The sequence below is a fragment of the Streptococcus sp. CF10-1 genome (assembly GCF_024295825.1).
Classification (GTDB): Bacteria; Bacillota; Bacilli; order Lactobacillales; family Streptococcaceae; genus Streptococcus.
Genome location: NZ_JANCPQ010000002.1, coordinates 84,329 through 98,526, shown reverse-complemented (window position 1 = coordinate 98,526; position 14,198 = coordinate 84,329). Strand labels below are relative to the sequence as shown.

The window sequence follows — 14,198 nt, the reverse complement described above, 5'->3', positions numbered from 1 at the left end:
CAAATATTCTCTACTTAATACTTGCACCATTGCTGGCAATGACATCCTTGTACCAGTAGAAGGATTTCTTCTTGCTCCGCTTGAGACTTCCATGACCTGCATTATCACAATCCACATAGATAAAACCATAACGCTTGTTCATTTCGCCTGTTCCAGCTGAAACCAGATCGATACAACCCCAAGTCGTATAACCAAGCAATTCAACGCCATCTTGGTAAATAGCATCTCGCATAGCCTTGATGTGGGCTTCTAGATAAGCAATCCGATAGTCATCTGCTACGTAGCCATTTTCATCTGGCGTGTCCATAGCACCGAGTCCATTTTCTACGATGAACATAGGCTTTTGATAACGATCCCAGATGGCATTGAGGGTGATACGAAGCCCCAGTGGGTCAATCTGCCAACCCCATTCTGAGGATTCAAGATAGGGATTTTTGATAGATGCAAAGACATTTCCAGCAGTCAGATCCCTCACTTCTGGATCGCCTGAGGCCACTCGACTCGCATAGTAAGAGAAGGAAACAAAGTCAACAGTGTGATTCTTTAACAAGTCCAAATCTTCTGTCGACATTTCAATCTTAATTCCCTCACGCTCCCACTGCTTCTTGGCATAGTTTGGGTATTCCCCACGCGCTTGAACATCAATGAAAAAGTAACTCTTACGGTCTTCTTCCATAGCTGCCCAGTAGTCTCTCGGATGGGCAGTGTTAGGATAATATTGCCCTGCTGCCAACATACATCCCACCTTGTTTTCTGGATCAATTTCGTGAGCAATTTTAGTCGCCATAGCCGAGGCTACCAGCTCATGGTGGGCTGCTTGGTATTTGATCTGTTCTTGATTTTCTCCTTCTTCAAAACAAATCCCAGCTCCTAAAAAGGGGGCATGCAAAATCATATTGATTTCGTTGAAGGTGAGCCAGTACTTGACCAAGCCCTTGTAACGGGTAAAGAGGGTGCGACAAAGATTTGCGTAAAAGTCCAACATACGACGATTGCGCCAACCACCGTACTCCCTAATTAAGTGCATGGGGCAATCGAAATGCGTGATGGTCACCAGTGGTTCAATTCCATACTTGTGACATTCTTTAAACAAATCCTCATAAAAAGCTAGACCAGCTTCATTTGGCTCTGCTTCGTCACCTTGAGGAAAAATCCGAGTCCAAGCAATGGAAAGTCGATAGGTTTTAAATCCCATTTCTGCAAAAAGCGCAATATCTTCCTTGTAATGATGGTACATATCAATGGCTTCCTTTGCTGGGTAAAAATAGCACTCCTCAAACGAAAACATCTTTTTCTGACCTGTAATAATGGCCTCACGGTCTGGACCAATCGGTACCACATCCACATTAGCAAGACCACGACCGTCCTGATTATAAGCACCCTCACATTGATTAGCCGCCGTTGCACCACCCCAGAGAAATCCTTCTGGAAATTGTAGTATTTCTGTCATCACTTTACCTCGATTGATTTATTACTTCTATTATACTAAAAAGGAGGCAAAAAGTTTGGAACCCTCTGGATAATAATAGCACTAAACTTACTTTTATATATACGAAAAAAAGACTGAAACCAGTCTTCTTTTTAAATCAAAGCTGTGATAGCCGTTACTAGTCCAAAAACGATACCTGGTGCATTAGCAGCCGCAAGGGGAATATCTCTTTCTTTCTTGAAAAGACCGTAATAAACCCATAGACTACAGTTGATGGCTGCGACTAAGGGTTGGATGAAATTCCCTTTTTGACCAGCCAAGTTGTTCATGATTTGTGGGAAGTAAGAGACATACATCATAACAGACATGAAGGTCGCTACCCAACCCAAAATTTTCATTTGTTTTTCAGACATTTTCAAAACCTCTTTCATTTTTATGAATCATATTTTATAATCTTTTTTCAAAACAATCAAGACTTTGAAGCTTTTGTTATGAAGATGTAAACTATCACAATCTTGTGATAAGAAAGTGAAAACAGAAAAAGACCGGATTACTCCGATCTTTTCAAGTTCTGCTATATGGAAATTAAAGAATAAACAAGCGGAACCAAATTTGATATCAATTTCCTGCTAAAACACTGCTAGTAATAGAAAGATCTAATTCATTCGATAAAAATCAATCACTAAACCAGCAGGTCCTCTAACTAATAAGGACTCTGTTCCCCAATCCGTTTCACAAGGACCGTGTAAAATCTCGGTACCAAGCTCTTTCAATCGTTGGTAATTCTGGTCTACATCCATAACCTCGAAGTGAAGAATGATTCCTGACTGAAAATTATCCAAAGGAATCAAATGATTTTGGGACAACATAAGACAATGACTGCCAATCGTAAACTGAGCAAAAGCATCATCAGCATAATCAGCCTTTTTATCCAAAAGCCGCTCCAAGTCAGCACAGACTTGGGGAACATCTGAAACGATGATATCTAATTGATTTAAATTCATTTACTATCCTCCACAAAAAGACCGGATTGCTCCGATCTTTTCAAGTTTCGCTCTAAGAAAATCAAAGAATAAACAAGGCATCGAACCGCAGGCAGTACTGAAGTACGGCAAGGTGAAGATAACACAGTTTAAATTTGATTTTCGACGAGAGGAATTATTTGATTGCGCGTGATTGCAATCCTTCTTCTTCCAAGAAGAGGCGGAATGGTACGAGTTCTTCTGCTTCGTATTTTTCCTTGAAGGCTTTGATTGCTTCTTCTGAGTGTTGTTTTGGATCGAGTTCAAGTACTTCTACTGGAAGTGGACGGTGTTGAGAGATGCGAGCATCGATCACAACAGTTTTACCTTCTTTGTTCAATTTAACAGCTTCTGCAACAACTGCATCGATGTCTTCGATACGGTCAACTGTAAATCCTACAGCACCTTGAGCTTCAGCGATTTTCGCGTAGTCCGCGTTAGGGAAGTCACAACCAAACAAGTGTTTGTTTGTGTCTTCGTATTTGTCCTTGATGAAGGCATATTTACCATTTGAGAAGACAACGTTGATAACTGGAAGGTCGTATTGAACGTTTGTGATCACGTCTGGGTAGCACATGTTGAATGCACCGTCACCCATGATGTTCCATACTTGGCGATCTGGATTGTCTTTCTTAGCAGCGATACCACCAGGAAGGGCAATACCCATTGTCGCAAAGAGTGGAGATGTACGCCACATGTTCTTAGGTGTCATGTGAAGGTGACGAGTAGATGTTTGAGTAGTGTCACCTACGTCGATTGAGTAGATAGCGTCTTGATCAGCATGTTTGTTGATTGCATTGTAAACTTGGTACAATTGCAATTCACCCTCAGTTTTACCTTCGAGTTTGTTCATGTAATCACGCCAGTTTTGGTTGTTCTTAACGTTTGCACGCCACCATGGAGTAGACTCAACTGGGTTTACTTTGTCAAGGATTGCTTTCGCTGCTTGACCTGCATCACCAAGGATAGAAGCGTCAAGGGCATGACGTTTACCAAGTTTGTAAGGGTCGATATCGACTTGGATGAATTTTTCAGTGTTCTTGAAGGCTTCGTAAACTTCAGCAAATGGGAAGTTTGAACCAAGGAAAAGAACTGTGTCTGCTTCAAAGACCACTTCGTTGGCTGGTTTCCAACCAACACGGTAAGCAGAACCTGTCAAACCTTCGTAGTTCCATTCAAAAGCTTCAAAGTTTTTACCAGTTGTGATGATTGGTGCTTTGATTTTACGTGACAATTCAGTAATCACTTCACCAGCTTTAACACCACCGTAACCAGCGTAGATAACTGGGCGTTCAGCATTGTTCAAGATTTCAACTGCTTTGTCGATTTCAACTTCGTTCAAGGCAGGAGCGATGAATGAACGTTCGTATGAACCTGAACCGTAGTATGAGTTTTCGTCGATTTCTTGGAAACCGAAGTTTACTGGGATTTCAACAACAGCTGGACCTTTTTTAGAAACTGCAGCACGGCAAGCTTCGTCGATTACTTTTGGCAATTGCTCAGCGTAAGCGACACGTTTGTTGTAGACAGCGATACCGTTGTACATTGGGTTTTGGTTCAATTCTTGGAAGGCATCCATGTTGAGTTCGTTAACAGGACGTGATCCAAGGATAGCAAGGAATGGAGTGTTATCCATAGCTGCATCGTAAACACCGTTAATCAAGTGAGTCGCACCTGGACCACCTGAACCTACTGCAACCCCGATTGAGCCGCCGAATTTAGCTTGCATGACCGCAGCAAGAGCACCTGTTTCTTCGTGGCGAACTTGCAAGAAGCGGATATCTTTGTCTTCAGCCAAAGCGTCCATCAATGAGCTGAGTGTTCCTGATGGGATACCGTAGATTGTGTCTACGCCCCATGTTTTCAATACGTTGAGCATTGCTGCTGATGCAGTAATTTTCCCTTGAGTCATAATGATAACTCTCCTTCAAATATTTTTAAAACTTGATAAATCCGTTTTCATATACTAATTGGAAACGTTTCAGCAAATTTTTACTCTACTACTTTACCACATTTGTTTTTGGTCTCCTAAGAATGTGCTCAGAAGTTTTTATTCTCTATTACAGTACAGATTGGAAGCGTTTTTAAAATCTGTGTTAGAATAGCAAAAAAGCGGTTAAGACCGCCTTTTTAATCGACTTTAGTAAAATTAAGCATGAGAGAGCTGATCAGAACAGAGACTGAACTAAAGGCCATGGCCAATCCTGCAAGTTCTGGATTGAGCACCAAACCAAGACTTGAAAAGACTCCTGCTGCAATCGGAATACCAATGAGGTTATAGATAGAAGCCCAGAAAAGATTGAGTAGAATACGATTAAAGGTCTTCTTACTCATATCAAAAGCACGTGCCAATCCTAGTAAATTGTTGGTTGTAAGGACAAGATCTGCTGATTCAATGGCAATATCTGTCCCAGAGCCCATGGCAATTCCGACATCCGCTACACTGAGGGCCGGCGCATCATTGATACCATCTCCAACAAAGGCCAATTTCCCATTCTTTTGAAGCTTGTGAATTTCATGTGCCTTTTCCTCTGGCAAGACATTTGCGATTACTTCTTCGATACCAATTTGCTCTGCAATCGCATGGGCTACTCCAGCATTATCTCCAGTAAGCATGACCGTTCTAAGACCACGTTTTTTCAATTTAGCAATAGCTTCTTTGGCATTTTCCTTAGGGACATCCTGCAAGGCAATTAAGCCTTTTAACTGACCATCCACGGATAGGAAGACAACTGTTTTTGCTTCTTTCTCAAGCAAATCAAATCGTTCTTGATAATCATGTGGAATAGCAAGGTCAGCTAAGAGCTTAGCATTCCCCAGCGAGACTTGCTTACCATTAATAATCCCAGTCACACCTTTTCCATGCAAGGCTTGGAAGTTTTCCACTGGGTAAAGGCTAATTCCTAGTTCAGATGCACGATTAACAATAGCTTGAGCTAGCGGGTGTTGAGATACATCTTCCAGTGAAGCAGCCAAACTTAGCACTTCTCCTTCATCTCCGATAACATCTGTCACTACTGGCTTCCCTTCGGTCAAGGTTCCTGTCTTATCAAAAACAACCGTTTGAACTTTTTGGATTTCCTGTAGAACTGTACCATTTTTGAGAAGAATCCCCATCTTGGCACTTCGTCCTGTTCCAACCATGAGGGCCGTTGGTGTTGCAAGACCTAGGGCACAAGGACAGGCGATAATCAAGACTGCAACACCATAGAGAAGCGACGTTACAAAACTTTCACCAAGAAAAACAAACCAGATCCAAAAAGTAAGGAGTCCTAAAATGACAACTGCTGGTACGAAAATTCCAGAAATCTTGTCTGTCAAATCTTGAATAGGAGCACGACTGGTTTGAGCTTTCTTCACAAAGTCTACAATCTGAGCCAACATGGTTTCAGAACCTACTTTTTCAGCTCTAAAAATGATCGTACCACTATTATTGATGGTTGAACCAATGACAGCATCTCCAACTGATTTATCGACTGGAATACTTTCCCCAGTTACCATTGATTCATCAATACTAGTTTCTCCTTCTATTACAGTCCCATCAACGGCAATTTTTTCACCTGGTCGAACGCGAATGAGATCCCCAACTTTGACTTGTTCTAGAGGTATTTGAACATAAACATCATCACGCAAAACCTCTGCTGTTTTTGCTTGTAGGTCTAATAATTTTTCGACTGCCTGCGAAGTATTTTTTCGCATTTTTTCCTCAAAAACTGCTCCCAAAAGAATGAAGAAGAGGATAAATGCAGCACTTTCAAAGTAAACGGGCAGACCAGTGAAGAGGGCAACTAAGCTATAGAAATAGGCCACTAGGGTTCCCAGAGCAACCAAGGTATCCATGTTGGAATTGTGCTTTTTAAAACTAGCCCAGGCGCTTCTGATATATGGAACTCCAGCTACCAGCATAATGGGGGTTGTGGCTAAAAAGGTGCCCCAACGCATGACTTGGTGACTAATTCCTCCTGTAGACATCCCAATCATAAGAATCACAAGAGGCACAGTAAAGACACTAGTAATCCAAAAACGTTGTAAAAGTGATAGAGATTTTCGAGTCTTCTCAACTACGGTATAACTCCCCTTTTGCATCTTCATGCCACATGAAAATTCATGCTCACCCAATTCTTGAGGAGTAAAGCGAATGACTTTCTCCTCATCTACGCCGATTGGTTCTAGGATCCCTTCTTCTTCGAAGAGAACTTCTTTATAACAGTTTGATGGTGTCACACGATGAAAGGTAATCTCAGCAGGAATCCCTTTTTGCAGTTGAATGTGGGCTGGATGGTAGCCTTTGTCTGCCGTGATACGGATTTTTTGAACACCATTTTCAAGGCTTGCTTTTACAATTTCAGTCATAATATTCTCCTATTCTACAATCATCTTACCGTGCATCATATTCATGCCACAAGAGAAACCATACTCACCTGCTTCTTCAGGTGTGATTTCAACCACATATTGGTCTCCCATAGGCAGATCTGCATGCACTCCAAAGTCTGGAAAAACGATTTGATCCAAGCAAGGTGAAGGATCTTTTCGATCAAAAATAATGCGAGCAGGTTGCGATTTTTTGAGGATAATGGTTTCTGGAGTATATCCTCCCATGACCTCCACTCGAATTTCTTGATAGCCATTCTTTTGCTGAGCTCTCTTAGCATCTTCTTGCGGCTTTTTGAAAAACCAAAAGAGGATAAAAGCAATCATTCCTAAAACAACAATAGATACAAATAGATTTAACATGACATCTCCTTTACATACAATTACATTTTACTTCTGTTACAGCGCTAGCTTTTTTCTCAGAAATCACAGCTTCCAAGTCTTCCAAGTCAGCCTGAGTAAAATCACATTCCACAATCAAATCAGCCAACAAGTTCTTAATCCTACGAGAACAAACCTTGTCCTTGATATCTTGGACAAGTAAATCCCGACTTTGGTCCAAAGTTAAAAGGGCTGAATAGACAAAGGACTTGCCCTCTTTTTTCCTAGTCAAACACTCTTTCTCAACCAGACGAGCCAAAAGAGTCTGAATGGTCGACTTGGACCAGTCGAACCGCTCCGCCAGAACCCTGATCAAATCCGTACTGGTCTGCTCTCCTTGCATCCAAATAATCTTCATGACCTGCCATTCTGCATCTGAAATCTGCATAATCACACCTCCTAAATCTACATTTGTCGATTACAGTTATTAGTATACTCCGAAAATCTACATTTGTCAACTATAATTTTTATTATTTTTTCGAAAAATAGAATTTTAATCCTGTAACGAGAGATTTGCAATCAAATTTTACTATATAAACTATAAAAATATGCTATACTGAAGAAAAAAGAAAACAACCACTAGGGGTGCGTAAAGCTGAGATTAACGACTGTTAGATCCCTTTGACTCAATCTAGGTAATGCTGGCTGATGGAAGTGGAAAATAGTGAGGACTACCCAGTCTTCTATTTCCTTCCTAAAACAGACTTGCTTGTTCTTAAGAATACAAACTTCAGTTGGTTGGGAGGTTTTAGATGACTTATTTACCCGTTGCTCTAACCATTGCTGGGACAGACCCTAGTGGCGGTGCTGGCATTATGGCTGATTTGAAGTCGTTCCAAGCTAGAGATGTCTATGGAATGGCCGTTGTGACCAGCCTTGTCGCTCAAAATACCAGAGGTGTTCAATTAATCGAGCACGTCTCTAACCAAATGCTGAAAGCTCAATTGGAGAGTGTCTTTTCGGATATCAAACCTCAGGCTGTAAAAACTGGTATGTTGGCAACTACTGAAATCATGGAAATCATCCAACCCTATCTTAAAAAGCTGGACTGTCCCTACGTGCTGGACCCTGTTATGGTCGCAACAAGCGGTGATACCCTGATAGATACTAGTGCGAGAAGCTACCTAAAAACAAACCTGCTTCCTCTTGCAAGCATCATTACACCCAATCTTCCTGAGGCAGAAGAGATTGTTGGTTTTTCAATCCATGATCCAGAAGACATGCAACGTGCTGGTCGCCTGATTTTAAAAGAATTTGGTCCTCAGTCTGTGGTAATCAAAGGTGGCCATCTCGAAGGCGGTGCCAAGGATTTCCTCTTTACTAAGGAGGAGCAATTTGTCTGGGAAAGTCCTAGAATTCAAACCTGTCACACCCATGGCACTGGATGTACTTTTGCTGCAGTGATTACGGCTGAACTAGCCAAGGGGAAAACCCTTTATCAGGCAGTCGATAAGGCCAAGGCCTTTATCACAAAAGCCATCCAAGAAGCTCCTCAACTCGGTCATGGTTCTGGCCCAGTCAACCATACAAGCTTTAAAGATTAAGAAAAAACTCTCTAGTTCCCACTTTAAGGGAATTAGAGAGTTTTTGATTAGAAAATAATGTCATCCAGCTTTGTTAAAAATGCTTGCGTTTTTGCTTCAATATCTTCTGCCTGCATCAAATCACGGACTACAGCTACACCAGCTATGCCAGTTGCAGCAAGTTGGTCAATGTTCTCTGACGTCAAGCCTCCAATAGCAACTACTGGAATGGCGACCGTTTGGCAAATTGTTTTCAAGGTTGAAATCAAGGTGATAGGTGCATTTTCTTTGGTCGTAGTCGGGAAAATGGCTCCTGTTCCCAAGTAATCCGCACCCCATGTTTCCGCCTCAAGAGCCCTTTTTACTGTTTTAGCAGTAACACCGAGGATTTTTTCAGGCCCCAAGACTTTGCGGGCAACCGAAACCGGTAGTTCATCGTCGCCTATATGCAACCCAGCAGCATCGACTGCTAGACAAACATCCAAACGATCATCGATAATCAAGGGCACCTGATAGGCGTCTGTTATTTCCTTGACTTGTTTGGCCAGTTGATAGTATTGATTGGTAGTGAGATTTTTTTCTCGTAATTGGACAATGGTAACACCTGAACGGCAGGCCGTCTCGACTTTTTCAAGAAAGTTTTCCAAGGAATCTTGGTAGCGATTAGTTACTAGATACAGTCTAAGTGCTTCTCTATTCATAAAAGTCTCCTTTGATGGCTTCTAGCCAATTTTCGTCTCTTTTTAGAAGAGAGAGCTGATTGAGAGTTTGAAAGCGGAAATCTTCCAATCCCATTCCTTGAACAACTATTCTCTCAGCAGAGATATTGAGATAAGAAACTGCTAGGCAAGAAGCTTCAAATGCGATCTTTCCTTGACTGAGAAAAACGGCGGTCAAGGCTCCAACCAAGTCTCCTGTCCCTGTTATCCAGTCTAATTCGTCACAGCCATTTCCCAATATTGCAACCTGATTCTCCGAAACAATGAGGTCCTTGGGGCCAGTGACTAAAAATGACATACCAGGATAGGTCTGACACCAGTCTTTCAAGGCTTGAAGCAGGTCCTCAGTTTCTTGATCCTTATTGCTAGCATCAACTCCAACTCCGTGGTGCTTTAAACCAACAAGACTTCGGATTTCCGACATATTTCCTTTAAGGACCGTGGGCTTGTATTCAAAAAGATCTCTGACTAGATCCTTACGAATGGGGGAAGCCGCTACGCCAACTGCATCTACTACCATTGGGAGACAAGCTTGAGCTGCATAAGTAGCTGCCATGCGGATTGCTTTCTCCTTCTCAGCAAACAAATGCCCCAAATTGATGAAGAGAGCCTGGCTTTGTTTGGTAAAATCAAGGACCTCACGGGGATCATCTGCCATGACAGGTTTAGATCCCAGAGCTAGAATGCCATTGGCTAACATCTCACAGGAAATCTCATTGGTAATGCAGTGAATCAAGGAGCTAGAGCCTAGAGGAAAGGGATTTGTAAATTCCTGCATCAGTCTATCCTTTCACCAAAGAAATATCCTTGTACTTTTTTAAAGAATTCCTGCTTGATTAAAAATCGAAAGGCGAGAAAAGCTATGGCTGTACCGATCAAGGTCGCTCCGAAAAATCGCGGAGTATAGATAAACCAGCTGAGCTTAGCCGCAGATCCCGTAAAGAGAACCATGACAGGATAGGAAACAATGGAACCGATAATCCCTGTTCCCAAAATCTCTCCTAGGGCAGAATAGTGAAATTTTCGACCGTACTTATAAAAGAGACCTGCAAGGAGGGCTCCAAAAGTAGCTCCTGTGAGGGCCAAGGGCGGAATGCCTTGAGTAGACATACGGATAAAGGCTGTGACTGTTGCCATGACCAAGGCATAAACAGGCCCCATCAAAATCCCTGCAAGAATATTGACTACACTGGACATTGGTGCCATCCCCTCGATTCGGAAGATGGGTGTAAGCACTACGTCAAGGGCAATCATCATGGATAAAATGGTTAATTTGTGAACTTGAAGTTGGTGGTTTCTCATTTTTTATTTCTTCTCTGTTTCTAAGGACTGCAAATCACTCGTCCATGTTTGGTGTTGGTAAGCCATCTCCCAAAACTTGGCTTCCATGTGGACACTGCGGTGGAAGGCCTCTAGCATTTTTTGTTTGTCCGTCTCGTTGCTTTCTCGATAGAGTTGATTGACCAGCGCTTCTTCCTCTTTAATCTGCTGTTCTAATTCATCGGTGATATAGGTTTCAATCCACTGTTGATAAAGAGGATTCGGGGATGGTTTGCGATTAAGTGCCTTACCCAAATCATGGTATAACCAAGGACATGGGAGCAAACTAGCAAAAGCAATGCCCAAGTTTGGCTCTGCAAACTGACGATAAATATGAGAAATGTAATGATAACAGGTTGGAGCGATTGGATGTTGCTCCATTTCCTGGTCGCTGATTCCTAATTCCTTGAAAAATTGTTGGCGGATAAATAATTCACCCTCCACTAGACCCTGAGCATTTTGTTTCAAGAGTCTTTTCATCTCCTCGTTGGAAGTCTTATCAGCCAAGAGGTGATAGGCTTCTGAAAAAGACTTCAGGTAGTAGGCATCCTGAATCAGGTAATAGCGGAAGATGGAAGGTTCTAACGTTCCCTCTTGTAACTGTAAAACAAAAGGGTGATGAAAGGAAGCCTGCCAAGCTTCCTTGGATAATTCCATCGCAATATCTGTGAATTCCATAATAACTCCTTTATAAAAATAGACTGGTTTGAAGTAATAAAAAGAACAGCAGGTAGATTAATTTTGTCCTCTGAGAAATATAAAAAGTCCGATAGCGATTCTCCAACTGTGCATGTTCGTCATATCCGTGCGCAGACAAAGCTCTCAGATAAAGATGGCGCCACCTAAAGACCGTCATCAAAACCTTACTGTAAATCAAGGGCGACCAAACATGCAGTTTTTGACCACGCAGTAAGCACGCTTCCTTGAGGGACTTGATTTCTTGCTGAATGAGGGGAAAGGAATTGAATACCACAATCAAGGCATAGGCCCAAGAACGCGATAGCCCCTTTTGAGCCAAGTACAAGAGAAGCTCTTTTAGGGAAATACTGGAAACAAAGACAAGGCCGATACAAACGGTCACAAAGGCCCTCGTTCCAAGTATCACTGCCTGCGAAGCATCCCCATGTAACTGTACTGCCCAATAGTTGGCGAAGGATGGCAAAATGGCGAGCACAATCATCCAAGCCAACAGTTTAAATCGACGGTGGTAGAGCATAAAGAGGATGCAAAATGCGACTACTGAAAGATTAAGAGCAATCGAAGGAATGAAAGATGTTTCCAAGGATAAAATCAGCAAGAAGAGACTGAGTATCGGTGTCTGGGTTGCGACTTTGATCATACTACCTCACCTCCCCTAGAGTATTAATACTCCGAGATGTGAGAGGTTTGCTGATTGTCACGTCTTTAATATGACGGAGACCCTCACTAGTCATCTCAATCCAATAATCGACCACAGAAATCAAGGGATCTAAACGATGGCTAATGATCAAAAAACTTCTTCCTTGATTGCTGTCCTCCAGAATCCACTGGCAGAAATAATGACAAGCTCTATCATCCAAACCTGCAAAAGGTTCATCTAGCAAAATCACAGAAGCCTTGCTGGTTAAGATGGTCAATAGCTGAAGAATCTTTTGCTGGCCACCACTTAATTGATAAGGACTCTTATCGAGTACCTGCTCCAAATTAAAAAATTGTAATGCTTGGAGAATCCGCTGATTTCTTTCAGTATCTGAGCTATCTAATTTCAGTTCCTCTCGCAGACTGACTCGGATAAATTGCTTCTCAGCTTCCTGAACGACACCCGTCAGGTCACGATACAGACTCTTTTTCTTTTTTAGGACCGAACCCTTCCAAGTAATGCGCCCTCTATACTTTTGAAATTGAAGAATAGAGCGAAAGAGGGTTGATTTCCCGACACCATTATCACCCAAGATACAGGAAATTCCTTGGTAGATAGTAAAATCAGCAATCGAAAAGAGGGGGCGATTTCCCAGCTCACAAGTCACACGGTCCATATGGAATAGTTCTGGGTTAGAAGCAACTTCCTTTGAAGAAACCTGTGTCATCTCAGAGGTAGGAAGTTGATTTATTTCCCTTAGTTGTCCGTCTCTCAGCTCCACCATATGGTCGATATAGGCTTCATAATCAGATAAATCATGGTCGCACAAAATAACTGTCTTCCCATCAGAGACCAACTCTTTTAGAATCTCCAATATCTCTAACCTGCTCTTGCGGTCAATGGAAGCAAAAGGCTCATCCAAGAGATAGACCCTAGGATTCATGGCAAAGAGAACAGCCAAGGCAGCCTTTTGCTTTTCCCCACCTGATAAGTGATGTATGGGACGGTGCAAGATTTTCTCACAGCGACATTGCTGGACCACCTCTGCTATTTTAGCATCAATCTCTTGCACGGGATGGCCGATATTCTCCAAGGTAAAAATCAGTTCCTCAAACAAGTTCTCCATGGTAAATTGATGATTGGGATTTTGAAAGAGAATGCCAACCGTCTGGACACGTTCAACGATAGAAAGCTGACTGACCTCGCTTCCATCTATCTGGACTTGACCACTATAGGGAAGAGAACTGACTTGGGCAATGACTTGAAAGAGACTGGATTTTCCTGAACCACTACTCCCAACTAACAAGGTAAAGGCTTGATCATGAAAAGTAAAATCAATTGGCTCTGAGAAGATTGGGGACTGAATCCCTCTTAATTCCAGGCCCATCTATGCCTTTCCTCCAGCTGCAAACTGATGATAGAGTTTGACAATGGCACGAACCAAGATGGTACAGAAGAAAAAGACGGAAATAAAACGAACCACAAGCAAGGAAAGGACAAAAGGAAGGGAAAAGGCGTAATAACCTAATTTAATGTATTCATAGACAAAGCTAAAAAGGGTAATCCCAATACTATTAGCAGTTAGAGAGAGCCAACTTTCATAGCGATTCTTGGTTACGAGAAAACCAAATTCACTTCCCAAACCTTGAACCAAGCCGGACAAAAGAGCGCCTAGACCGAATTGGCTACCATAAAGAACTTCAGCAAGCGCAGCGAGCACTTCTCCAATCGTTGCACTTCCGACTCTTGGAACAAAGATGGCCGCAATGGGCGCAGCCATACACCAGAGACCAAAGAGGATTTCATTGGCAAAAGCCTGTAAACCAAGAGGGGCCAAGATCAGGGTGAGAATATCAAACAGATAGCCTGAACCCACAAAAACGCCACCAAAAAAGATAGACAAGAAAGCAAGCAAGATAACATCTTTTAACTGCCATTTTTTCAACATAAAAAACTCCTTTTTTAAAGAAAAGTGGGGCATTCAAGAAGAGCTACCAAAAGGCTTGCCGTCAAGCCTATCCTCTTTTGATAAACAAAAAAACTCCAATTACAAACGAGAATTAGAGTTTACCTTACAAGATTAGACAGTTCTTT

15 protein-coding genes and 1 riboswitch are annotated in these 14,198 nt (G+C 42.1%); of the genes, 1 reads left to right on the top strand and 14 read right to left on the bottom strand.

Annotated features, from left to right (window positions below; all coding sequences use genetic code 11):
- Positions 1–10: 10 nt before the first annotated feature.
- The 7 genes from NMM25_RS02860 to NMM25_RS02830 form a co-directional block, all read right to left on the bottom strand.
- On the bottom strand, positions 11–1,450 hold the full coding sequence (locus NMM25_RS02860; protein ID WP_254735903.1) for a 6-phospho-beta-glucosidase: 1,440 nt from the start codon (positions 1,448–1,450) through the stop codon (positions 11–13).
- Positions 1,451–1,581: 131 nt separating this feature from the next.
- The gene (locus NMM25_RS02855; protein WP_001291473.1) at positions 1,582–1,842 is read right to left on the bottom strand and encodes a SemiSWEET family transporter; all 261 of its coding nucleotides are present in this window, start codon (positions 1,840–1,842) and stop codon (positions 1,582–1,584) included.
- Positions 1,843–2,085: 243 nt separating this feature from the next.
- Entirely contained in the window at positions 2,086–2,433 is a 348-nt protein-coding gene (locus NMM25_RS02850; RefSeq protein ID WP_254735902.1) for a VOC family protein, read from the bottom strand.
- Positions 2,434–2,587: 154 nt separating this feature from the next.
- Complete coding sequence (spxB, locus tag NMM25_RS02845) at positions 2,588–4,363, bottom strand: pyruvate oxidase (protein WP_007520383.1); 1,776 nt, start codon at positions 4,361–4,363, stop codon at positions 2,588–2,590.
- A 218-nt stretch (positions 4,364–4,581) separates the two neighbouring features.
- The gene (locus tag NMM25_RS02840; RefSeq protein WP_254735901.1) at positions 4,582–6,804 is read right to left on the bottom strand and encodes a heavy metal translocating P-type ATPase; all 2,223 of its coding nucleotides are present in this window, start codon (positions 6,802–6,804) and stop codon (positions 4,582–4,584) included.
- A 9-nt stretch (positions 6,805–6,813) separates the two neighbouring features.
- A complete protein-coding gene (locus NMM25_RS02835) occupies positions 6,814–7,185 on the bottom strand; it encodes a cupredoxin domain-containing protein (RefSeq protein ID WP_000933322.1) in 372 nt (123 codons plus the stop codon).
- Positions 7,186–7,195: 10 nt separating this feature from the next.
- Positions 7,196–7,591, bottom strand: a complete 396-nt coding sequence (locus NMM25_RS02830) for a CopY/TcrY family copper transport repressor (RefSeq protein ID WP_247925555.1) — start codon at positions 7,589–7,591, stop codon at positions 7,196–7,198.
- A gap of 183 nt (positions 7,592–7,774) precedes the next feature.
- Positions 7,775–7,873, top strand: a riboswitch (TPP riboswitch).
- Positions 7,874–7,955: 82 nt separating this feature from the next.
- On the opposite strand from NMM25_RS02830, the gene thiD reads away from it, so the two are divergent.
- On the top strand, positions 7,956–8,747 hold the full coding sequence (gene thiD / locus NMM25_RS02825) for a bifunctional hydroxymethylpyrimidine kinase/phosphomethylpyrimidine kinase (RefSeq protein ID WP_000221729.1): 792 nt from the start codon (positions 7,956–7,958) through the stop codon (positions 8,745–8,747).
- 47 nt (positions 8,748–8,794) lie between these two features.
- Here thiD and thiE read toward each other — a convergent pair whose 3' ends face one another.
- The 7 genes from thiE to NMM25_RS02790 are packed head-to-tail and all read right to left on the bottom strand — an operon-like array spanning position 8,795 to position 14,052.
- Positions 8,795–9,427, bottom strand: coding sequence for a thiamine phosphate synthase (thiE, locus tag NMM25_RS02820; RefSeq protein WP_001078203.1), 633 nt, complete (start codon positions 9,425–9,427; stop codon positions 8,795–8,797).
- The gene (locus NMM25_RS02815; protein WP_254735900.1) at positions 9,420–10,223 is read right to left on the bottom strand and encodes a hydroxyethylthiazole kinase; all 804 of its coding nucleotides are present in this window, start codon (positions 10,221–10,223) and stop codon (positions 9,420–9,422) included. The genes thiE and NMM25_RS02815 overlap by 8 nt, the downstream gene beginning before the upstream one ends.
- Entirely contained in the window at positions 10,223–10,747 is a 525-nt protein-coding gene (gene thiW, locus NMM25_RS02810) for an energy coupling factor transporter S component ThiW (protein ID WP_001244055.1), read from the bottom strand. The genes NMM25_RS02815 and thiW overlap by 1 nt, the downstream gene beginning before the upstream one ends.
- Before the next feature lie 3 nt (positions 10,748–10,750).
- On the bottom strand, positions 10,751–11,443 hold the full coding sequence (gene tenA, locus NMM25_RS02805; protein ID WP_254735899.1) for a thiaminase II: 693 nt from the start codon (positions 11,441–11,443) through the stop codon (positions 10,751–10,753).
- 10 nt (positions 11,444–11,453) lie between these two features.
- Positions 11,454–12,104: an energy-coupling factor transporter transmembrane component T gene (locus NMM25_RS02800; protein WP_254735898.1), complete on the bottom strand. Its 651-nt coding sequence runs from the start codon at positions 12,102–12,104 to the stop codon at positions 11,454–11,456.
- 1 nt (position 12,105) lies between these two features.
- Positions 12,106–13,491 carry an ATP-binding cassette domain-containing protein gene (locus tag NMM25_RS02795; protein ID WP_254735897.1) on the bottom strand — a complete coding sequence of 462 codons (1,386 nt, stop codon included), beginning with the start codon at positions 13,489–13,491 and terminating at the stop codon, positions 12,106–12,108.
- Complete coding sequence (locus NMM25_RS02790; protein WP_000915272.1) at positions 13,492–14,052, bottom strand: ECF transporter S component; 561 nt, start codon at positions 14,050–14,052, stop codon at positions 13,492–13,494. It lies immediately after the preceding gene.
- Positions 14,053–14,198: the final 146 nt, after the last annotated feature.

Excerpts from the sequence above, each read along its gene's own strand:
- NMM25_RS02860 (WP_254735903.1), bottom strand. The coding sequence starts at position 1,450 with ATGACAGAAATACTACAATTTCCAGAAGGATTTCTCTGGGGTGGTGCA.
- NMM25_RS02855 (WP_001291473.1), bottom strand. The coding sequence starts at position 1,842 with ATGTCTGAAAAACAAATGAAAATTTTGGGTTGGGTAGCGACCTTCATG.
- NMM25_RS02850 (WP_254735902.1), bottom strand. The coding sequence starts at position 2,433 with ATGAATTTAAATCAATTAGATATCATCGTTTCAGATGTTCCCCAAGTC.
- spxB (WP_007520383.1), bottom strand. The coding sequence starts at position 4,363 with ATGACTCAAGGGAAAATTACTGCATCAGCAGCAATGCTCAACGTATTG.
- NMM25_RS02840 (WP_254735901.1), bottom strand. The coding sequence starts at position 6,804 with ATGACTGAAATTGTAAAAGCAAGCCTTGAAAATGGTGTTCAAAAAATC.
- NMM25_RS02835 (WP_000933322.1), bottom strand. The coding sequence starts at position 7,185 with ATGTTAAATCTATTTGTATCTATTGTTGTTTTAGGAATGATTGCTTTT.
- NMM25_RS02830 (WP_247925555.1), bottom strand. The coding sequence starts at position 7,591 with ATGCAGATTTCAGATGCAGAATGGCAGGTCATGAAGATTATTTGGATG.
- thiD (WP_000221729.1), top strand. The coding sequence starts at position 7,956 with ATGACTTATTTACCCGTTGCTCTAACCATTGCTGGGACAGACCCTAGT.
- thiE (WP_001078203.1), bottom strand. The coding sequence starts at position 9,427 with ATGAATAGAGAAGCACTTAGACTGTATCTAGTAACTAATCGCTACCAA.
- NMM25_RS02815 (WP_254735900.1), bottom strand. The coding sequence starts at position 10,223 with ATGCAGGAATTTACAAATCCCTTTCCTCTAGGCTCTAGCTCCTTGATT.
- thiW (WP_001244055.1), bottom strand. The coding sequence starts at position 10,747 with ATGAGAAACCACCAACTTCAAGTTCACAAATTAACCATTTTATCCATG.
- tenA (WP_254735899.1), bottom strand. The coding sequence starts at position 11,443 with ATGGAATTCACAGATATTGCGATGGAATTATCCAAGGAAGCTTGGCAG.
- NMM25_RS02800 (WP_254735898.1), bottom strand. The coding sequence starts at position 12,104 with ATGATCAAAGTCGCAACCCAGACACCGATACTCAGTCTCTTCTTGCTG.
- NMM25_RS02795 (WP_254735897.1), bottom strand. The coding sequence starts at position 13,491 with ATGGGCCTGGAATTAAGAGGGATTCAGTCCCCAATCTTCTCAGAGCCA.
- NMM25_RS02790 (WP_000915272.1), bottom strand. The coding sequence starts at position 14,052 with ATGTTGAAAAAATGGCAGTTAAAAGATGTTATCTTGCTTGCTTTCTTG.